This is a genomic window from Vibrio sp. V31_P5A7T61, from assembly GCF_009904895.1.
Lineage (GTDB): Bacteria > Pseudomonadota > Gammaproteobacteria > Enterobacterales > Vibrionaceae > Vibrio > Vibrio metschnikovii.
In genome coordinates, this window is the sequence record NZ_WXWI01000071.1 from 72,145 (window position 1) to 93,155 (window position 21,011).

15 protein-coding genes are annotated in these 21,011 nt (G+C 44.2%); 8 read left to right on the plus strand and 7 right to left on the minus strand.

The window, feature by feature from the left end; translation table 11 throughout:
* Positions 1-251 precede the first annotated feature (251 nt).
* The 4 genes from glmM to rlmE form a co-directional block, all read right to left on the minus strand.
* Positions 252-1,592: a phosphoglucosamine mutase gene (glmM, locus tag CAG58_RS15750; protein WP_161426253.1), complete on the minus strand. Its 1,341-nt coding sequence runs from the start codon at positions 1,590-1,592 to the stop codon at positions 252-254.
* Between the two features lie 9 nt (positions 1,593-1,601).
* On the minus strand, positions 1,602-2,438 hold the full coding sequence (gene folP, locus CAG58_RS15755) for a dihydropteroate synthase (RefSeq protein ID WP_161426252.1): 837 nt from the start codon (positions 2,436-2,438) through the stop codon (positions 1,602-1,604).
* Between the two features lie 174 nt (positions 2,439-2,612).
* On the minus strand, positions 2,613-4,550 hold the full coding sequence (ftsH, locus tag CAG58_RS15760; protein ID WP_115152520.1) for an ATP-dependent zinc metalloprotease FtsH: 1,938 nt from the start codon (positions 4,548-4,550) through the stop codon (positions 2,613-2,615).
* A gap of 98 nt (positions 4,551-4,648) precedes the next feature.
* Positions 4,649-5,278, minus strand: coding sequence for a 23S rRNA (uridine(2552)-2'-O)-methyltransferase RlmE (gene rlmE, locus CAG58_RS15765; RefSeq protein ID WP_004394171.1), 630 nt, complete (start codon positions 5,276-5,278; stop codon positions 4,649-4,651).
* 118 nt (positions 5,279-5,396) lie between these two features.
* On the opposite strand from rlmE, the gene yhbY reads away from it, so the two are divergent.
* Entirely contained in the window at positions 5,397-5,693 is a 297-nt protein-coding gene (gene yhbY, locus CAG58_RS15770; protein WP_040903858.1) for a ribosome assembly RNA-binding protein YhbY, read from the plus strand.
* Between the two features lie 151 nt (positions 5,694-5,844).
* Here the strand turns inward: yhbY and greA are convergent, their stop codons facing one another.
* Entirely contained in the window at positions 5,845-6,318 is a 474-nt protein-coding gene (gene greA, locus CAG58_RS15775) for a transcription elongation factor GreA (protein WP_004394173.1), read from the minus strand.
* Positions 6,319-6,883: 565 nt separating this feature from the next.
* On the opposite strand from greA, the gene CAG58_RS15780 reads away from it, so the two are divergent.
* Both CAG58_RS15780 and dacB read left to right on the plus strand, forming a co-directional pair.
* Complete coding sequence (locus CAG58_RS15780; RefSeq protein ID WP_004394174.1) at positions 6,884-7,867, plus strand: porin; 984 nt, start codon at positions 6,884-6,886, stop codon at positions 7,865-7,867.
* A 115-nt stretch (positions 7,868-7,982) separates the two neighbouring features.
* The gene (gene dacB / locus CAG58_RS15785; protein ID WP_161426490.1) at positions 7,983-9,413 is read left to right on the plus strand and encodes a serine-type D-Ala-D-Ala carboxypeptidase; all 1,431 of its coding nucleotides are present in this window, start codon (positions 7,983-7,985) and stop codon (positions 9,411-9,413) included.
* 75 nt (positions 9,414-9,488) lie between these two features.
* Here the strand turns inward: dacB and tyrS are convergent, their stop codons facing one another.
* Entirely contained in the window at positions 9,489-10,679 is a 1,191-nt protein-coding gene (tyrS, locus tag CAG58_RS15790) for a tyrosine--tRNA ligase (RefSeq protein WP_004394176.1), read from the minus strand.
* A 130-nt stretch (positions 10,680-10,809) separates the two neighbouring features.
* On the opposite strand from tyrS, the gene CAG58_RS15795 reads away from it, so the two are divergent.
* On the plus strand, positions 10,810-12,102 hold the full coding sequence (locus tag CAG58_RS15795) for a peptidoglycan DD-metalloendopeptidase family protein (protein ID WP_158138855.1): 1,293 nt from the start codon (positions 10,810-10,812) through the stop codon (positions 12,100-12,102).
* 71 nt (positions 12,103-12,173) lie between these two features.
* On the opposite strand, the gene erpA is transcribed toward CAG58_RS15795, so the two are convergent.
* Positions 12,174-12,515: an iron-sulfur cluster insertion protein ErpA gene (erpA, locus tag CAG58_RS15800; RefSeq protein WP_004394178.1), complete on the minus strand. Its 342-nt coding sequence runs from the start codon at positions 12,513-12,515 to the stop codon at positions 12,174-12,176.
* A gap of 588 nt (positions 12,516-13,103) precedes the next feature.
* Here erpA and hemL point away from each other — a divergent pair.
* From hemL to CAG58_RS15820, 4 genes are all read left to right on the plus strand, one after another.
* Complete coding sequence (gene hemL, locus CAG58_RS15805) at positions 13,104-14,396, plus strand: glutamate-1-semialdehyde 2,1-aminomutase (protein ID WP_161426491.1); 1,293 nt, start codon at positions 13,104-13,106, stop codon at positions 14,394-14,396.
* A 441-nt stretch (positions 14,397-14,837) separates the two neighbouring features.
* A complete protein-coding gene (locus CAG58_RS15810) occupies positions 14,838-15,923 on the plus strand; it encodes an AI-2E family transporter (RefSeq protein WP_161426492.1) in 1,086 nt (361 codons plus the stop codon).
* 65 nt (positions 15,924-15,988) lie between these two features.
* Positions 15,989-17,011 (plus strand): 16S rRNA (guanine(1207)-N(2))-methyltransferase RsmC, encoded by a 1,023-nt coding sequence (gene rsmC / locus CAG58_RS15815; protein WP_161426493.1) that lies wholly within the window; start codon positions 15,989-15,991, stop codon positions 17,009-17,011.
* Positions 17,012-17,266: 255 nt separating this feature from the next.
* Entirely contained in the window at positions 17,267-20,605 is a 3,339-nt protein-coding gene (locus CAG58_RS15820; RefSeq protein WP_161426494.1) for a hybrid sensor histidine kinase/response regulator, read from the plus strand.
* The last annotated feature ends 406 nt before the right edge of the window (positions 20,606-21,011 follow it).

Below are 21,011 nucleotides of genomic sequence, written 5' to 3' on the forward strand. Positions count from 1 at the left end.
CCACCTATGTTCCAAATTGTTGAGCCAGCGCCGTTCAATCATGCGACTTAAACAAGGCTAGCGACCTCCTCATCGAGGGCGGACGCAATACTAACGAATGCCCGTTTCGCTGACAAGAGGTATTTAGCAAAAAAGTCTTTTTTATCAATCAAACGGTCAAAAAAGGCTCAACAATCGGCATTGATAACGCTATTCTCTCTATTTATTAACATTGGTCGCCATTAAAAAATAGAGAAAAAGATGCTAAAAACTTAGCAATTGGCTTTGACCGCCGCCGCAATCTCTAACGCTGATGCTTTTACTAACTGGGCATCTTCGCCCTCTACCATCACTCGAATAAGAGGCTCGGTGCCCGACGCACGTAACAGTACCCGTCCTTTATCACCGAGCTGAGATTCAACCTGCTTTACCGCCGCCAATACCGCTGTCGATTCAAGAGGTTTGCTCTGCCCACTAAAGCGAACATTTTCTAACACTTGTGGATAGAGAGTCATACCTTGCGATAATTCATATAAAGACAAATTACTGTCAATAACCGAGGCTAACACTTGTAACGCGGCAACAATGGCATCTCCAGTCGTGACTTTGTCGAGTAAAATCACATGCCCTGAATTTTCAGCACCAATTTTCCACCCTTTTTCGAGCAGTTTTTCCATTACATAGCGATCACCGACCGCTGCGCGGACAAATGGAATACCTAACTGCTTTAAGCCATTTTCCATGCCTAAATTCGTCATTAGGGTGCCAACCACCCCACCTTTCAGCTCACCTCGGCGCAGAGCATCACGAGCAATGATATAAGCTATCTGATCGCCATCGATTTTATGCCCCAAATGATCAACCATGATGATTCGATCACCATCACCATCAAAAGCCAGCCCTAAATCGGCTTGCTCAGCCACCACTTTCTGTTGCAAGGCACGAACATCGGTCGCACCCACCTGATCGTTGATGTTTAAACCATTCGGTTCAGTGCCGATGGAGACTACTTCTGCACCTAGCTCTTTAAAAACATTAGGGGCGATATGGTAGGTTGCCCCATGAGCGCAATCGACCACGATTTTTAAACCAGATAGACTAAGTGTGGAAGGAAAAGTACTTTTGCAAAATTCGATATAACGGCCAGCAGCATCGACCAAACGAGTCGCTTTACCCAACTCAGCCGATTCAACACATTCAATCGGTTTATCTAATTCAGCCTCGATGGCCAATTCCAGTGCATCGGGTAATTTAGTCCCAGCAGAAGAGAAGAATTTGATGCCATTGTCATAATAAGGGTTATGCGATGCAGAAATCACAATCCCCGCTTCGGCGCGAAAAGTTTGGGTAAGATAAGCAACGGCAGGCGTCGGCATTGGCCCAGTGAAAATCGCTTTTAACCCGGCAGCAGCTAGACCAGCTTCTAATGCAGACTCCAGCATATAACCTGAAATTCGCGTGTCTTTACCGATAATCACTTTTTTGGTGCCTTGCTGAGCCAACACGCGCCCCGCAGCCCAACCAAGTTTTAAAACGAAATCAGGCGTGATTGGATACTCACCAACTCGGCCTCGAATACCATCGGTGCCAAAATAACGTCTAGTGTTAGACATAATACTTCCTTAATGTTTATGACGCTGCATCATTTGTATGATCGTCAATGCTTCTACGGTTTGTTCAACATCATGTACGCGAAGAATCTGCGCACCTTTTAAAGCCGCTAATGTTGCGCTCGTCACGCTCGCCACCATGCATTGTGCCGGTTTTTTACCTAATGGCTTAAACAACATTGATTTACGAGACATTCCAGCCAGTAAAGGCAAACCAAAATGGTGAAATACCTCTAAGTTCGCTAACAGATGATAATTGTGTTCCAGTGATTTACCAAAACCAAATCCAGGATCCAGAATAATATTCTGGCGTAGGATCCCCGCTTTCTCACATGCGGCAATACGCTCGACTAAAAATTCATCCACCTCTTTTAAAATATCATCATATTCAGGAGCGATTTGCATCGTTCTTGGCTGGCCTTTCATATGCATAATACACACTGGCACTTGGGCATCGGCGGCGGCTTGCAAAGCCCCCGGCTCTTGTAACGCTCGTACATCATTAATTAAATCAGCGCCCGCTTGTACCGCCTGACGCATAACTTCCGCTTTACTGGTATCAATCGATATCCAAATTTCAGGATAATGATGGCGGATAGCCTGAATAACCGGGATCACTCGTCCAAGCTCTTCGGCGAGCGATACCTCTGGCGCCCCCGGACGTGTCGATTCACCACCGATATCAATAATGCTGACTCCGGCATCAATCATCTGTTTGGCTCGTAAAAGTGCACGCTGTACAGTGGTATATTGACCACCGTCAGAAAAAGAGTCTGGGGTCGTATTCAGTATTCCCATCACTTGAGGCTGGTCAAGCTGAAGCTGTTTGGTTGTGGTTTGAATTTTCATAAGCCTCTGAATATAGAATGGATTAACAAAGAATACGTTACCCCTATCACTCACTAAGCTCAAGAGTTATAGCAAAACGATAAATAACTTATTCATCGAAATGGCAATCCAAAACGTGTTCGCCAGTAAGTAAAAAACCCCGAACAAGTCGGGGTTTGATTATCAGATAAAACGTTAATCTTTATCTTTGTGTTCTGAAGCTGGTGGAGTTTCCACATCAGATTCTGCAGAAGCGGTAGACTCTGGCTCAACATTATCTTGAGTGGCTCTAGCGGCCTGATCTGCCCAACCAGCGGGTTCACGAATCTCCGATTTACGAGCCATCAAATCATCAATCTGTCCTGCATCGATGGTTTCATATTTCATCAGTGCGTCTTTCATCGCGTGCATGATATCCATGTTTTTCTCAAGGATCTCACGGGCACGATCATAGTTACGGTCAATGATCTTACGAACTTCATCATCAATCAGCTTGGCAGTATCTTCAGAAACATGCTTAGTTTGTGTCACACTACGACCTAAGAACACTTCACCTTCATCTTCTGCATAGAGAAGAGGGCCGAGTTTCTCTGAAAAACCCCATTGAGTGACCATCTTGCGAGCAATCGCTGTGGCTCGCTCAATGTCATTCGAAGCTCCAGTAGAAACGTTATCAGCACCATAAATCAGCTCTTCAGCAAGACGGCCGCCATAAAGACTGGATATCATAGATTCTAGATGTTGCTTAGACATGCTGACACGATCTTGTTCTGGTAAGTACATAGTCACACCCAACGCTCTTCCGCGAGGGATAATAGAAACTTTGTACACCGGATCATGTTCAGGGACTAAACGCCCAACAATCGCGTGGCCAGCCTCGTGATAAGCCGTTGATGCTTTCGTCTCTTCAGACATCACCATTGAGCGGCGCTCTGCACCCATCATGATTTTGTCTTTAGCCAGTTCAAACTCAACCATAGACACATTGCGTTTATTACCACGAGCCGCAAATAGTGCCGCTTCATTGACGAGGTTGGCTAAATCTGCCCCCGAGAAGCCCGGTGTACCACGAGCAATCAACGACGGTTGCACATCATTCGCTAATGGGACTTTACGCATGTGAACTTTTAAGATTTGCTCACGACCACGAACATCAGGTAAACCAACGACAACTTGGCGGTCGAAACGGCCTGGACGTAATAATGCAGGGTCCAATACATCAGGACGGTTAGTCGCGGCAATAACGATAACGCCTTCGTTACCTTCAAAACCATCCATCTCAACCAACATTTGGTTTAAGGTTTGTTCACGTTCATCGTGACCACCGCCGACACCAGCACCACGCTGACGACCGACCGCATCAATTTCATCGATAAAAATGATACAAGGCGAGGCTTTTTTGGCTTGCTCAAACATGTCGCGCACGCGCGACGCACCAACACCGACAAACATTTCAACGAAGTCAGAACCAGAGATAGTGAAAAAAGGCACCTTGGCTTCACCAGCAATTGCTTTAGCCAGCAAGGTTTTACCCGTACCAGGAGGACCAACCATCAACACACCCGTTGGGATTTTACCACCCAACTTCTGGAATCGACTAGGATCGCGCAGATAATCAACCAATTCTTTGACGTCTTCTTTCGCTTCATCACAGCCAGCAACGTCAGTAAAATTCGTTTTAATCTGCTCTTCACTCATCATCCGAGCTTTACTTTTGCCGAAGGACATGGCGCCTTTGCCACCGCCGCCCTGCATTTGACGCATGAAGAAAATCCACACCCCAATCAGCAATATCATTGGGAACCAAGAGATAAAGATGGTTCCAAGCAGACTTTGTTCTTCTGGTGGTGTTCCTTGTACTCTTACGTTTTGATTAATCAGATCATCAAGCAGCTTTTGATCATATACCGGCATGTAAGTAACAAATCGACTGTTACTACCACGGCGAGTAAAGGTAATTTCGCTGTTCTTGAATTGAGCTTCCTGAATTTGGCCTTGACCAACTTCTTGTACGAATGTGGTGTAGTCCACTGTTCTTCCGCTGCTGTCACCAGGGCCAAAGCTCTGGAAAACCGACATCAGCACAACGGCGATAACCAGCCACAGTATTAGATTTTTTGCCATGTCACTCAAGGTGCAAGCCTCGCGATAACTAGTTGTAATTAAAGGTAGGGTACTACAGTTTGTAGGCTGTAGCTATAGTGTTAACTCTCACCGATAAAGGCAAATAGTTAACCTTTGTAACCAGTGGCAACAACATAAACCTCTCGAGAGCGTGCTCTTGAAGAATCTGGTTTACGAATTTTGACCGCCTTGAACATACTACGTACCTCTTGGACATAATGATCAAAACCTTCGCCCTGGAACACTTTGACCACAAAACTACCATTAGGGATAAGAACTTGTCGACACATATCTAATGCTAATTCGACCAGATACATCGCTCTTGGTTGATCCACTGAATTATTTCCGGCCATATTAGGAGCCATATCAGACATCACCACATCAACCATATCTGGTTGAATACGTTCGATTAATGCAGCCAGAACGCTCTCTTCTCGGAAGTCACCTTGTAAAAAAGAGACACCGGCAATCGAATCCATCGGCAAAATGTCACAAGCAATGACCTGTCCTGTATCGCCAACAATACTAGCCGCATATTGTGACCAGCCACCGGGCGCAGCCCCTAAATCAACGACAGTCATACCAGTACGCAGTAACTTATCCTTACTTTGGATCTCTTTTAGCTTAAAAATCGCACGTGAACGATAACCTTTCTTTTTTGCTTCATGAACATAGATGTCATCAAAATGCTCTTTCAACCAACGAGAAGAACTCGCGGAATGTTTCTGTTTACTCATTCGATACCTAACTAAGGTGCTTCTATTCGAGAAAGTCTTGTAGAAAATATAGTCTTCCTGAGTAGATGGCGCTAAAATGGTGGTTTTCAACCCTAATATTAATAAATTTGGTCGCGTAATGAATCTAAGCAACAAACAAAAGCAGCACCTGAAAGGATTGGCTCACCACTTAAACCCAGTAGTATTGATGGGTGCCAATGGCCTCACCGAAGCTGTTTTGGCAGAAATCGAAATTGCGCTTAACTATCATGAACTCATTAAAGTCAAGGTAGTATCAGAAGACCGTGAAACGAAACTATTGATTGTTGATGCGATCGTTCGTGAAACGGGTGCAGAAAAAGTCCAAGTCATTGGTAAAACCTTGGTCCTTTACCGCCCATCTGAGCAGCGTAAAATCGAATTACCCCGCAAATAAATTGCTCCGTTCGCTAAGTATGCGAGCCTCGCTACTTAAGCTTATAAAAAGGTCGCCTTGGGCGACCTTTTTATTGTTGTTTCTGTTAAACACTCGGTACACACTACGAAATACCTCTCGACGGTTAATCTCAATAGTGCCTCAGCTCGATTTACAGATAATCAACCTTGTCTATTTCAAAGACTTTATCACCGCCTGGGGTCGAGATGGTGACTTCATCACCTTCCATTTTACCAATTAACCCACGAGCAATCGGTGAACTGACTGAAATGCGTCCTGCTTTGATTTCCGCTTCATCATCACCCACGATTTGATAACGCTTCTCTTCATCAGTATCGACATCAATCAAGCTCACTGTCGAACCAAAAATCACTTTTCCTGTGTTTTCTATCTTTGCGATATCAATCACTTGAGCTACCGATAATTTATATTCGATATCGCGAATCTGAGCTTCGCAGATCCCTTGCTCTTCTCGAGCGGCATGATATTCGGCATTCTCTTTTAAATCACCTAATTCACGAGCTTCAGCAATCGCTTGAGTGATTTTTGGACGCAGCTTAAGTAGTCGCTCAAGTTCATCACGCAGCAATTTTTCACCGCGTACGGTCATTGGAACTTTTTCCATCTTATTACCTCTATGCCAAAACTATCTTTGGACAATACAAAACTACCCAACCCGATAAGGGGGTCAGGTAGTCGTCTTTGAATGCATACTTATCAGTGTAAACAAACATGACGATGAAATCATCCAAATTCAATCATTGCGATCAAAAATTGAGATTAGGCACAATGAGGTAAATTTAATGTGATCCATCCCACACACTTACCTGGTGAAAAAACATTCAAAATGACTAAAAAAATCTAAATAACCCACTTTAAAACAACGGTCAGACCAGCTCAAGAAATCCAATAAAACCAATAAAAATCAGAATATTGATATTTTTTATATCACAATAAAACACTGTTCATTACTGGAATTTATATCATTTTACTAACGGATAACGGAACTTTGCAGTTACAAAGGTAGACACGAATAGGTCGAATGTTTCACCTGTGGGTTCACTTCTTTGAAGTCACACGAGTAGAAACATTGGTTGTTCGTTGCACATATCAATGATTTGAACCATCGCTTTCAAACGCTGTTATGTCGCCGATAACAATTTATGGACAGTAAATTAGGACTTAATAAAATGAACAAAACTCTGATTGCTCTAGCAGTTTCAGCTGCCGCAATGACCGCTGGCGTTAATGCTGGTGAAATTTACAACCAAGATGGAACTTCGCTTGCGCTAGGTGGCCGTGCTGAAGCTCGTCTATCTCTAAAAGATGGTAAAGCAGAAGATGCTTCACGTGTACGTATCAATGTACTGGGCAAAACTCAAATCAATGACAGCCTGTATGGTCTTGGTTTCTACGAAGGTGAATTCACTACGGCTGATAAAGGCGGTGAAGTAGATAAAGGAAGTAATGACCTAACTAACCGTTACGCTTTTGCTGGTATCGGCGGTGATTTTGGTCTAGTGACTTACGGTAAAAATGACGGCGCACTAGGTGTGATCACTGACTTTACCGATATCATGGCTTACCACGGTAATAAAGCGGCTTACAAACTGACCGTTGCTGACCGTGCTGACAACATGCTGACTTACGCGGGTCAATTTGATGATCTTGCAGTAAAAGCCAGCTACCGTTTTGCTGACCGTGTAGAAGGGGTAAATTTTGGTGACAATAACCAAGATGGTTACTCACTCTCTGCAATTTATGCATTTGCTGACACTGGCTTTGCTGTTGGTGCTGGTTACGCCGATCAAGACAAAGCTGATCAGTGGATGCTAGCGGCCTCTTACGCGATCAACGATTTGTACTTTGCTGGTACTTACGTTGATGGTCAAGACAAGAGTGGCGTTAACAAAAAAGACAAAACTGGTTATGAGTTAGCCGCTAAATACACGATGCAACAAACTGTATTTACGACTTCTTACAACTACTTAGAGTCTAAAACTTCAGGTCAAAAAACTGACGAAGCTGATAGCATTGCTATCGATGCAACTTACTTCTTCAAGCCTAACTTCCGCTCATACATCTCATACAACTTTAACCTGCTAGATTCAGATAAAGTAGGTAAAGTGAACGCTGAAGATGAGCTAGCTCTAGGTCTACGTTACGACTTCTAAGTCGCCTTAATTACGCATAATGATGCTTAATTAACACTCCAAACGCCTGCGCACTAGCAGGCGTTTTATTCTCTGGTTATACTTGCCTTCCTGTTTGATTGATTGTCGATTGTTTATGCATTGTCTATGGCGCCGTCTTTCCTCTATTTTCATGTTGTCTTACCTGTTTATCGTGCTCCCCGTTTGGGCCAATTTTGAGCAAGTAAAGGCACAACTGCCAACAGGTACCCGCAGCGGTTTAGTCAGCCAACTACTCGATGAACAGCAAACCGTTAACCAATACACCGATGCATATTTCCCGCCTGCCAGCACCTTAAAAATCATTACGGCCTTGGCGAGCCAACTCGAACTCGGTGAGCAATTTCGTTTTACCACCGAGTTACGTGCTGATAACAATCAGCTGGCCTTGATTTTTTCTGGCGACCCAACTTTAACTACCGCCAACTTACGTCAATTATTCAGTCAATATCGCTCTAAACACGGTCGCAAGATTAGCGGAGATATCTGGCTCGACATCAGTCAATTCAGTGGTTATCAACGAGCGGTAGGCTGGCCTTGGGATAGTCTTGGCGTGTGTTATAGCGCTCCGGTCAGCGCGGTTAATCTTGATGGCAACTGTATTCAAGCGTCGATTTATACCCAAGATAACGGTTCTACTCGAGTTTATGTTCCCCCTCATTACCCGGTTCATGTCAGTAGTGAGGCTAAAACGATCTCTCAAGCTCTGCAGCAAAGCTTACATTGTGATTTAGAGTTAATCGCCACGCCTAACAATCATTATCAATTGTCAGGCTGTTTAGCGGAACGTGAGCAACCACTACCGCTTCGCTTTGCCGTACAAAATCCTGAACTCTACGCTCAACGCGTCATTCATCAACTGCTACGACAACTTGGCATCCATTTAGAAGGCGATATAAAAATCGGTCAGCCTCCAGAAATACAGACTATGGCGAGTATTGCGATACATCGCTCGGCAGCACTGCCTGAACTGCTCAAAATCATGCTCCAAGACTCGGATAACTTGATTGCTGACTCTCTCACCAAAACCTTAGGCCAGCACTTTTTCTTGCAGCCCGGAAGCTTTGCTAATGGCACTGAAGCCATGAAACAAATTATCTTTGCCAACACCGGAATTGACTTGCAAGATGCTCAGTTAGTCGATGGTTCTGGGTTATCACGTAATAATCGCTTACGCCTAGAGTCGATGCGTCAGATCCTTGCCTATTTGGCTGCTCACGATCAGCAATTATCGTTATTGAACTTGCTACCAACAGCCGGAGAGAGTGGAACTTTACTCTATCGTCGTAGTATGCGTCATAGTAGCGTACGAGGTCAGCTTATCGCCAAAAGTGGCTCGTTATACGGCACACATAACATGGCGGGTTTTGTTGTCAATGAGCAAGGTAAACCACTAAGCCTATTTATTCAGTACGTGACGGATTATTTCCCATCCACTGCCAATGCTCACTTACCGATAGAACCACCCATTACCCAATTTGAGCTACGTTTCTATCAAGATGTGATTAACATGGCTCACGGCCAATAAACAAAAAGCGCCTAACGGCGCTTTTTGTTTATTGAGGATAACTCATGCTTTGGCAACATCAAAGCTTGTCAAAAATCATGACTCAATGGTTACTCGTGCGAACTTACGTTTACCAACTTGATAGACATAAGTTCCGACCGCTGGAATGCACTTCGCATCATCGAGCTTTTCACCGTCTTGCTTAGCCGCGCCTTGTTTCACCATACGCATCGCATCCGAAGTGGAGCCCACCAGCCCAGCCTCTTTGAGTAAGTTAGCAATCGCGATTCCTTGAGCAAAGGTAAACTCTGGCATTTCATCAGGTAGAGCACCTTTTTGAAAACGATTAATGAATTCTTGTTCTGCCGCATCAGCGTCCGCTTGTGAATGGAAACGAGCGATGATCTCTTTAGCCAGTAGAATTTTAACGTCTCTTGGGTTAGCACCGTTTGCCACATCGGCTTTAAATTGCTCGACTTCCGCTAAAGGACGGAAAGACAACAATTCATAATAACTCCACATCAAATCGTCAGAGATTGACATGATTTTACCAAACATTTCGCTTGGCGCTTCGCTTACCCCAATATAGTTGTGCGCAGACTTAGACATTTTCTTTTCGCCATCTAAGCCAACCAGTAGTGGCATCATCAATACCACTTGAGGCTTCTGACCATGTGATTTTTGCAGCTCTCGTCCCATCAGCAAATTAAACTTCTGATCCGTGCCCCCTAATTCAACATCGGTTTCCATCGCCACGGAATCATAACCTTGCAGTAAAGGGTACATAAACTCATGAATGGCAATCGGTTGACCGCCTGTGTAGCGCTTTTTAAAATCATCCCGTTCCAACATTCGCGCTACGGTTTGGTTAGCGGCGAGTCGGATCATCCCTTCAGCACCGAGCTCAGACAGCCATTCAGAGTTAAACTGAATTTTCGTTTTTGCCGGATCAAGGATCTTAAACACTTGCTGCTTATAAGTCTCCGCGTTACGTAGAACATCTTCGCGCGTCAACGGCGGACGAGTGGTATTTTTACCGGTTGGGTCACCGACCATTCCCGTAAAGTCACCAATCAAGAAAGTAACATCATGGCCTAAATCTTGGAAAGTGCGCAGCTTGTTTAAGATCACCGTATGACCTAAATGAATATCTGGTGCCGTTGGATCTGCCCCAAGCTTAATCCGCAAAGGACGACCTTCTTTCAGTTTTGCGATTAATTCCTCTTCTGGAATTAACTCTTCAACACCACGCTTAATCTCAGCTAACGCCGCTTCAATACTCGCCATTCTTGTTCACTCCCACAGATTTGGCAAAAATTTAATAGTTTGACATCTTACTTGAATAGCGATGTCTTTTGAAACCAGTTAGACTAACCAAATAACGATTTTATTCACGAATGATTGAACGAACACGAGTATGCTAGCGATTTTTGCTCGTCTTCCCTGGGTGCATCAGGCATGTATTGCCTTTTTTAGTGCGGTGATTGTTATCGCGTTATTTTTCCTCCCGGATCAGGAAGCATTAAGAAACCACCCAGAGCGACTCCAAATTGGTCGTCACTATCCTTTGACTATTGACCGGGAAGCATTAGCTCCAGGTAGTACGGTATTGCCTTCCGCTTTACTCCGCTGGGAAACGCATAAAGTGAATTCGGGAGAAAGTGCAGCACTTCTTTTTCAACGTCTTGGCCTCTCCGCTCGCTTATTGCATGAATTAACGTCCAGTGATCCACAAATCAACCAGCAATTGAGTCGTTTACGCCCCGGTGATGAGTTGCAATTTGGGTTTGATGACAATAACCAATTGATTCAACTTAAACGGCGTATTACGCCTTATGAAACTTTTGATATCACGCGCACCGATTCTGGTTTTTCTGCTCGGTTTGATAAGAAAGAGGTTTTTTATCAATACAATTACGCTCAAGCGGAAATCACCTCAAACTTTTGGAATGCGGCAAGAGGAGCGGGTTTAACAGCTAACCAAATTATGGAATTAGCGGGCATTTTTGGTTGGGATATCGATTTTGCGTTAGATATTCGCTCAGGAGATCATTTTCGCTTACTGTTTGAAGAGAAAATAGTCGAAGGTGAAGTCGTAGGGCGAGGGCGAATCATCGCCACTCAATTTACTAACCAAGGCACAACCTTTACGGCCATTTTGGATGATCATACTGGGCAGTATTACGATGAAACTGGCCGAGCAATGAAAAAAGCGTTTCTACGTGCACCGCTGGATTTTCGGCGCGTATCATCAAACTTCAACCCTCGCCGCCTTCATCCAGTTACAGGCCAACTAAGGGCACATCGAGGTACAGACTACGTTGCGCCTGTAGGCACCCCAATTTGGGCCGCTGGTGACGGCGTGGTCGAACGCTCTAGCTATAACCAATTTAATGGTCATTATGTCTTTATTCGCCACAGCAATACCTATTTAACCAAATACCTCCACCTAACTCGACGCACAGTGAAGACCGGTGAGCGGGTTCGCCAAGGTCAAGTGATTGGTACATTAGGCGGAACCGGACGGGTCACAGGCCCTCATTTACACTACGAATTTCTGGTTAATGGCGTTCATAAAGATCCACGCACCGTCGATCTTCCTCAATCAAAATCCTTGACCGGACAAGCAAAAGCAACATTTTTAGCTAATGCTAAAATTCGCCTTGATACCTTATCGCGTTATGGGCAATTACTCTACGCAACCCCTTAACCCTACAAAAAAGCCCTTATTGATATCATAAGGGCTTTTTAATCTGGATGGTTCTCTAACAGAGATAGATTTTAAACGCTGAATGACGCCCCACAACCACAGGTCGTTGTCGCATTAGGGTTATTAATGAAAAAGCGCGAGCCGTCTAACCCATCGGTATAATCCACCACACCGCCAATCAAATACTGTAAACTCATTGGGTCAACCACTAAAGTAACGCCACTATTTTCGATGGTGGTATCCCCCTCGTTAACACTTTCGTCAAACGTAAAACCATATTGAAAACCGCTACAGCCGCCACCAGTAATATAAACACGCAATTTCAACTGGGGATTTTCTTCTTCTTCAATTAATGTGCGTACTCGCGTTGCAGCGGCATCAGAAAAAGTTAAGGGTACATTGACTTCGCTCACGACGACCTCTCTCATTGGTGTCAATACTCATTACTTGTTGATGAGCATGTTTATTTTTTCTAATCTGATGATTATCTAATACCTGACTGTTTCGTTCAAGTATTAGCCGAACAATCTCACCGCTCCAGTCATTCCTCTTCCACCAAATCGTAGGCATTCAGGGAAAAAACGATAAGCATCTATCGCCGTGCAAGAGTAACGATTTTTATCGGCAATGCCACCATTTTGCACTGAGTAGACCGATAAATGTTATAAATTGAGGGAAAAGATTTCGTCTCATCACTGAGCAGCGTACAATGCTCCACGCAATGAATCTTAGGGTAGATTAATCTTTCAACGTCAACGTTTATTCGATAGAGCGATCAAAAAACGAAGCGTTGCCGCTGAATGATAAGCCGTTTTATTCCCATGAATATAGCGAGATTGAGCGACACAAATACCGCCAACGCAGCCATAGTTTGCCGTGGGCAAAGTATAAACTGTCTGATATCGCGACGAGAGGATTACGCTTTATCATCGCTTTTAGGGTAAACATATCCTCAGCGACAAAGGTCTACATGCCCTAACCAATATTAAGAGGAATTCTCAATGACCAAATCAGAAGATCTGTATCAAAAGGCGCAAATCAAAATCCCAGGCGGCGTTAATTCTCCGGTGCGCGCTTTTAGCGGTGTAGGTGGCTCACCCATTTTTATCGACCGTGCTGATGGCGCACTGATTTTTGATGCCGATGGTAAAGCCTACATTGATTATGTTGGCTCATGGGGCCCAATGATCCTTGGTCATAATCATACCGTGATCCGCGATGCCGTAATCCATGCCGCTCAGCGAGGTCTCAGCTTTGGCGCGCCGACGGAAATGGAAATCACTATGGCAGAATTGGTCTCTGAACTGGTCCCTTCCATGGAACAGTTGCGCATGGTCAGTTCTGGCACAGAAGCAACCATGAGTGCCATTCGTTTAGCTCGCGGTTATACCGGACGGGATAAAATCCTAAAGTTCGAAGGCTGTTACCACGGCCATGCCGATAGCCTATTAGTCAAAGCCGGTTCAGGAGCTTTAACCCTCGGCCAACCGAGTTCACCAGGCGTTCCCGCTGATTTCGCTAAACACACACTCACTGCCCGTTTTAATGATTTACAATCCGTACGTGAGCTGTTCGCGGCGCATCCTGGTGAAATCGCCTGTATTATCGTTGAGCCAGTCGCGGGGAATATGAACTGCATTCCTCCAGTAGCTGGCTTCCATGAAGGTTTACGTGAAATCTGTGATCAAGAAGGCGCGTTATTGATCTTTGATGAAGTAATGACTGGCTTTCGTGTTGCCCTTGGAGGAGCACAAGCTCACTACAATATCCATCCCGACTTAACCACTTTAGGTAAAGTGATTGGCGGAGGAATGCCTGTGGGAGCTTTTGGTGGTCGTAAAGAAATCATGCAATACATTGCTCCAACAGGCCCCGTCTATCAAGCAGGTACGCTTTCAGGCAATCCGATTGCCATGGCAGCGGGTTACGCTTGTCTGTCGCTATTAAGACAAGAAGGTAATGAGAAAAATTTAGCCGCTAAAACCAAACAACTGGCCGATGGCTTTAAACAGCTCGCCGATAAGCACACTATTCCATTGGTCGTTAATCAGGTCGGTGGCATGTTCGGCTTCTTCTTTACCGACCAACCCAGCGTAACCTGCTACGAAGAGGTAGCAAAATGCGATATTGAACGTTTCAAACGCTTCTTCCACTTAATGTTAGGATACGGTGTTTATCTTGCGCCATCAGCATTTGAAGCTTGCTTTACCTCTTTAGCCCACGGTAGCCGAGAAATAGAAGCTACTTTAGAAGCCGCTGACCGCAGCTTCGCTCAGTTAGCTCAAGAAGGCTAATTAACATATATCGGATTTAACTTATTGAACTGAGGGGTATTGATTTTTCGCCATGCCATTCATTGCGAATATTCAACACCCCTACTATGTAGGCAGAAAACCCACAACGTCTACTGCCGTTAGTGCCAAAAAAACATCACTAATATGGCAAGTGAAGCAAGCAAAATCATCGTCCAAGGTATACGTTGAACCCATGAGGTTTTCGTCGCGCAGCAAGATTTCTTTTCACAACAACCCATTTTTATCTCTCCCATTGCCCAAATACGCAATCCAAGCCATTATAGACAGTGTCACAACGAAATCGAAACTAACTCTATGTCATTTATCTGTTTATGACGATGGTGTTAGTAAATAGATAATGGTTCTAATGATTCTGTCCATCGCTCACTGATATCCGACATCCTGACATAGAAAATCAACCAGTAGAAAGGGGCCACTAGCGTGTCCGATAAAACTAGACTTACCGTCAACCATTGGGTCTTGATTGGCGCATTATGCATCGCCGTATTCAGCTGTTATCAACTGATTGAACCTTATAGTAATGCGATCATGATGGCATTTATTCTATCGCTATTGATTTTCCCGATTCATCAACGCTTAGAATATCGTCTAGCTCAGAAAAAAAATCTTACTGCCCTACTCTCGTGTATTATTTTGACGTTTATTATTGTGATACCGTCGATATTGGTTTTTTCAGCCATCGTCCAACAAGGTGCTCGCTTTGCACAAACGCTCTATCACTGGGGGAATGAAGGTGGCATTCAAACGGCGCTTAGTCACCCTTTGATCATTAAAACACTTACGTTTACCAACCAATATCTCCCCTTTCATGAAGTAACACCTCAGCAAATCGCCCAAAAAACCGCTCAATTCGCCACCTCTTTCGGCAGCAGTCTGGTGACCATTAGCGCCAAAATCGTTGGTGACGTCACGCATTTAGTCATGAACTTTTTCTTAATGCTGTTTGTGCTGTTTTTCCTGCTCCGCGATCACGATAAGATCATTAATGTACTGCGACACATCTTGCCGTTATCCCGTAGCCAAGAAGACAAATTACTGCATGAAATCCAGCAGGTATCGAAATCCGCTATCATGGGGTCATTTCTTACTGCCATAGCCCAAGGCGTAGCGGGTGGATTTGCGATGTGGATCGTCGGCTTACCCGGACTGTTTTGGGGGACCATGATGGGCTTCGCCTCTTTTATTCCTTTAATTGGCACCGCCTTAATTTGGGTCCCAGCTACCCTCTATTTGTTTATTATTGGTGACACCGCTTGGGCATTGTTCTTATTAATCTGGAGTATTGCCATTGTTGGTTCGATTGATAACTTATTGCGTCCCATGCTGATGCAAGGCAGCGCAGGCATGAATACCTTAATGATCTTCTTCTCACTATTGGGAGGGATCCAGCTCTTTGGTTTGATAGGACTTATCTACGGACCACTGATTTTTGCGATTACTATTGTCCTGTTTAATCTCTATGAAGAAGAATTTGCGAGCTTTTTAAATCAAAAAGACCGCCACTAAAGCGCTTCAAGCCAAGCGCTGATTATGCGAAAATTGCGCTCTTTGCCGTTCACCACGAGTTTGTTATGTCACATTACACAGCCCCAAGTCAGATCACGCAGCGTCAATTCGCTTATTTCGCAGGCAAAAAAGTCTTGGTTGCCGGGGAGGTGGAAGATAGCTTTCCCATCGAGTTAAGCAAACACTGCGACGCAGTGACCGTTTTTACTACCCACTATGGCTATTATCGTCAATTACAGACCTCTTCTGCCGTGAAAAGTTATTTTGGCGCAGAGTTGACTGCCGACATTACGGCTGAATTGTTACTGATTTATTGGCCAAAAGCAAAACTGGAAGCGCAATTTTTACTCGCCATGTTGTTGGCTAAACTGCCTGCACAGTGTGAAGTCATCGTCGTGGGAGAAAACCGCTCAGGAATAAAAGCCGTCGAAAAACTGTTTGCCCCTTATGGCACGATAAAAAAATACGATTCTGCTCGTCGTTGTTCATTCTATTGGGGGCAATGTACACAACCTGTTGCTAATTTTGATTTAGAAGATTGGTTTAAATCTTATACCGTTCATTACCAGCAACACACACTGACTATCCGCAGCCTACCCGGGGTATTTAGCCACGGTGAATTCGATTTAGGCAGTCAACTTCTGCTTGATAGCTTGCCCTCCCTGCAAGGCAAAGTACTTGATTTTGGTTGCGGTGCCGGCGTTCTGGGCTGTGTAATGAGTATACTTAATCCAGAGATTCAACTCGAAATGTGTGATATCAGCGCCCTCGCAATTTACTCCAGCCAAGCGACATTAGCGGCGAATGGCCTAACGGGACGAGTCTTTGCTTCCGATGTTTATTCAGATACTGACCAAGATTATCAATCGATTGTCACTAATCCACCCTTTCATTCAGGGCTAGACACCAGCTATCGAGCAACGGAAACCTTATTACAGCAAGCCCCCAATCATTTGACCGCGTCTGGTCAACTGTTTGTCGTTGCTAATAATTTTCTCAAATACCCACCATTAATAGAACAAGCATTCGGTAATTGTGTGACGCTAAATAAGACGGGTAAATTCTCAATTTATCACGCCCAAAAATAAGCTTACTGTCCGTAAATTGCCGTTTTTAACGACAATTTACGGAAGTAACATCAAAAAATTGCGCCCACCGACACGGTTTACTGTCAACTTACTTGTCAAAGTAAAAAAACACGTTAATTTCGTTATTTCATACACGTCACTTTATTCAATTTTCTCACTAAGGCTTTGTTGACTGTGAGCACTATGACAAATAACCCTTTGTTTAAATTTAAGTTTCATCGACAACATAAATTTAAACGTCTACAAAACACTCTGATGTTAGCGTTTCTGGCAGTCAGCCTCACTCCGCTAACGGTAACAGCCTTGTTCTTTCTTCATTCACACAGTAAAGACTTACAAGAACAAAGTACCTCACATCTCATTTCTGTACGAGATACCAAGCAGCAACAAATTATCGATTATCTCAGCGCCAAAGAGTCTGAAGTGATGGGATTTGTTCGTTCAGAACTTGCCTATGCCAGCGGTGGACGTTTTTACGGTTTGGTCAATGCCTTTCAACGATTAGGGGAAAATATTGAGCAAGCGCGTCTGCACGCTCAACAACGCTATATTCCCGGTTCTGGCGATCAAATCAGAACCTCTATTTTACCTAAATCGAGCAGTTACGCAGGTAGTGAACGTTATCGTCTACTGCACAAACGTTACCATGCAAGTTATCTAGAGCTACTGAAACGGTCTGACTTTGACGATATTCTGATCGTCGATCTACAGGGTAATGTGGTCTATTCAATTTTCAAGCATGCGTATTATGGCACGAATCTACTCAGCGATAATCCGCAGAACTCACCTCTCGGACGAACCTTCCAGCAACTGGAACAGCAAGTGACTGAGCAACGTAAGGTCAATGAAGACTATACCCCTGTCATTGTGTCTGATTTTGCTGAATACAATGGACGCCAATATGCTTGGATGGGTGCACCCATTATTCAACAAGGCTATCTTCACAGTTATGCCATGTTCCGTCTGCCGAATAATGGCATCACCAAATTAATTGCCGATCATAATCAAGACTCAGCTAAAAGGACATTATTGGTTGGCCAAGATCTCCGTTCTCGTACGCTGGCTTATCAACAAGCCGATGTGGATACCAGCAGTGAAGTGATTCAGTTGGCACTCAATGGCTCGCGCTCGGTCACAACCTATGAGAATACGCTCGGTGAAAAACAGATTGCCGCTTATGCGCCGATTCATTTGCAAAATCTCAATTGGGCTTTAGTTGTCGAACTCCCTGAAAAAGAAGCCTTTGCCCGAGTAAGACAACTGGAAAAATTATTTATTTTCGCGATGTTAACGGCGATCATCTTAGTAGTCATCGCTTCTCACTATCTCTCTAACTTTATTACTCTCCCTTTACTCAAACTCACTTGGGCAGCAGAACGCGTCTCCGCCGGTGATTTGGATCAACCGATCATTCATACTCAACGGCGTGATGAAATTGGCCGTTTGGCGGTTAGTTTTGAAAGAATGCAACGCTCGATCCGTGAAAAAATCCAACTGATCAAATCACAAAACATTGAGTTAGAAGATAATATCCAGCTGATTCGTAAACAAAATGATGAACTGCAATTAGCCAACAAACTTAAAGATGAGTTTTTAGCGACCACATCACATGAGCTACGTACTCCATTACACGGCATGATAGGCATTGCCGAAGCTTTGACTTCCGGTGCTAATGGGCCAATCAGCGCAGCCCACCGCTATCAACTCGACATTATTATCAGTAGCGGTCAACGTCTTGCCAATCTTGTTGATGATTTACTCGATTATCACAAGATGCGTTATGGTCATCTCGATATCGAAACTCAGGCCGTTAATCTCTCCAATGCGACCAGAATGGTACTTGAGCTGTCTCACCATTTACTGGGTAAAAAAACGCTACGAATTATTAACCAAATTGCCGATCAGCCATTATGGGTATCGGCTGATGCTCAGCGACTTGAACAGGTACTGTATAACCTGATTGGTAATGCGATTAAATATACCTCTGAAGGAAAAATTGTTATTTCAGCTACCCCAATGGAGCATCAAGTTAGAGTCCAAGTGGTCGATACTGGACAAGGCATTCCTGCTGAGCAATTAGAGCATATTTTTGAACCGCTCATTCAAGCCGGGCACGATAGCAGCCGTTATCGTCAAGGTGCGGGTTTAGGATTGACGATTAGCCGTCAATTAATTGAATTAATGCAAGGCTCCTTGTACGTCAGTAGCCAGCCGATGGTCGGCACCACCTTTAGTTTTACGCTGCCACTCGCGACTTCACAACAAATTGCTCAAGCGCAGCGCAGTCAAATTGCTCATTTTCAAGCACCGGAATTATCCTCGATTGACGATCTCACTCAACCGCAACAACCAGAAAACCCACAAGGCCCTCTACTGCTGATTGCCGATGATGAGCCGGTTAACCTGCGTGTATTAGACAGTTTTTTACGTCTAGAGGGCTATCGTGTCCGAACAGCACTTGATGGCCATGAGGTTATTGAAGCAATTGCCAAAGAGAAACCTGAACTGTTACTGCTCGATGTGATGATGCCCGGCATGAGTGGTTATCAGGTCTGTGAGCAATTAAGAGAGCAGTACGATCATGCGCAACTACCCATTATAATGCTAACCGCATTAACCCAAAGTGATGATCGGATCAGAGGCTTTGCCGCTGGCGCCAATGACTATTTATCAAAACCTTTTAATAAACAAGAACTCGCCGCTCGAATTAAAGCTCACTTAAGCGCCAGTAAAGCAGAGCAACGCCGTATTGAAAATGCTCAACTTCAAAAAGAGCTCAAACAACGAGCGATGGTCGAAGCCAGTTTACTCGAAACTCAAGGCCGACTATTAGAGCAACTGGATTCAGCGCCAGAAGCGATTTTGTGTTTACGAGAAGACAATAAAATCCGCTTTGCCAATGAGGCGGCCTGTAAGCTATTTAAACGCAGCCAAGATCAACTCAAACGCTCTAACGCCGAAGAGTTGATTGCCCCTAAATATTTACTGGTTGAGCAAGAGCATTATTGCGGGAACATCGATATTTATATCGATGATGTCAGACAACACCTCTCCGCTGATGTGCTTCGCTTACCGGAAGGAAGCAGTTTTAAAACGATGTACATTTTTAATGTCGGTGGAAATCTTAACGCCAATCGTATCCATCAACTGGAAACCGCCGTCGACGCGTTATCAAGCTATGCTTTTGCTGGTGATAAAGACAAACTTCAGCAGTTAAAAGAGCTAGGAGGTGAATTTACTCGCATCGCAGAAAAAGTGGCCGGAGAAACCCCATCAAAACAGGCGTTAATGCGCGCCGTGTTGGTTGATGCGATGACGAGCGCTCTCGACTACTGGGAAAAAGTCACAGGACAAAGTAAGTTTACTTTTGCTGAACAAAGTGGATTATGGCGCGTCTATTTAGATCGTAGTACTTTGCAAACTCGAACGTTGGATAAGTACTTACGTATTGAAACGCTACCCAAAACGCCTCGCTGGCGCACGGTGCTGAACTCTCTTGACTACATATTGGAACACTGTCAGGAGCAAGGCCCAGAGCGAACCTACATCGAAGTACAACGAGATAAATTACAGCAATTGTTAACGAGCGATTAAGCGCTACTGCACTGGCTAATATTTGATGTCTCAACAATCACGGCCCTTTATCAAACAAGCCTATTTAAATAGGCTTGTTTGAATTCTCAACCACTCATTGGTATCTACAGTATGATGACCGCAATCCCCCGACTAATGGCCACCAACTTAATCATCATCAAGCTAACGTTCGTTGATTTTCTTATCAAAACAACCCTCTGATTTATCTCTCTATACCTATAATTTTGCCGTTAAATCGGCAACCAATTCAGTGTTGCACCTTGTTTAACTGGCTAATAAGTCAAGTTTGCGAAGATAATCACAACAATTTGCCAGATTTAATTTATGAAGTGAAATTTCTATTTTTAACACCAGTGAGCAAGGTATCAGTAAATAAAAAAACCAGATGATGCTATATATATAAAGG

Excerpts from the sequence above, each read along its gene's own strand:
- tyrS (WP_004394176.1), bottom strand. The coding sequence starts at position 10,679 with ATGGCGAGTATTGAAGCGGCGTTAGCTGAGATTAAGCGTGGTGTTGAA.
- glmM (WP_161426253.1), bottom strand. The coding sequence starts at position 1,592 with ATGTCTAACACTAGACGTTATTTTGGCACCGATGGTATTCGAGGCCGA.
- dacB (WP_161426490.1), top strand. The coding sequence starts at position 7,983 with ATGCATTGTCTATGGCGCCGTCTTTCCTCTATTTTCATGTTGTCTTAC.
- CAG58_RS15795 (WP_158138855.1), top strand. The coding sequence starts at position 10,810 with ATGCTAGCGATTTTTGCTCGTCTTCCCTGGGTGCATCAGGCATGTATT.
- rlmE (WP_004394171.1), bottom strand. The coding sequence starts at position 5,278 with ATGAGTAAACAGAAACATTCCGCGAGTTCTTCTCGTTGGTTGAAAGAG.
- CAG58_RS15780 (WP_004394174.1), top strand. The coding sequence starts at position 6,884 with ATGAACAAAACTCTGATTGCTCTAGCAGTTTCAGCTGCCGCAATGACC.
- rsmC (WP_161426493.1), top strand. The coding sequence starts at position 15,989 with ATGTCACATTACACAGCCCCAAGTCAGATCACGCAGCGTCAATTCGCT.
- CAG58_RS15820 (WP_161426494.1), top strand. The coding sequence starts at position 17,267 with ATGTTAGCGTTTCTGGCAGTCAGCCTCACTCCGCTAACGGTAACAGCC.
- yhbY (WP_040903858.1), top strand. The coding sequence starts at position 5,397 with ATGAATCTAAGCAACAAACAAAAGCAGCACCTGAAAGGATTGGCTCAC.
- hemL (WP_161426491.1), top strand. The coding sequence starts at position 13,104 with ATGACCAAATCAGAAGATCTGTATCAAAAGGCGCAAATCAAAATCCCA.
- greA (WP_004394173.1), bottom strand. The coding sequence starts at position 6,318 with ATGGAAAAAGTTCCAATGACCGTACGCGGTGAAAAATTGCTGCGTGAT.
- folP (WP_161426252.1), bottom strand. The coding sequence starts at position 2,438 with ATGAAAATTCAAACCACAACCAAACAGCTTCAGCTTGACCAGCCTCAA.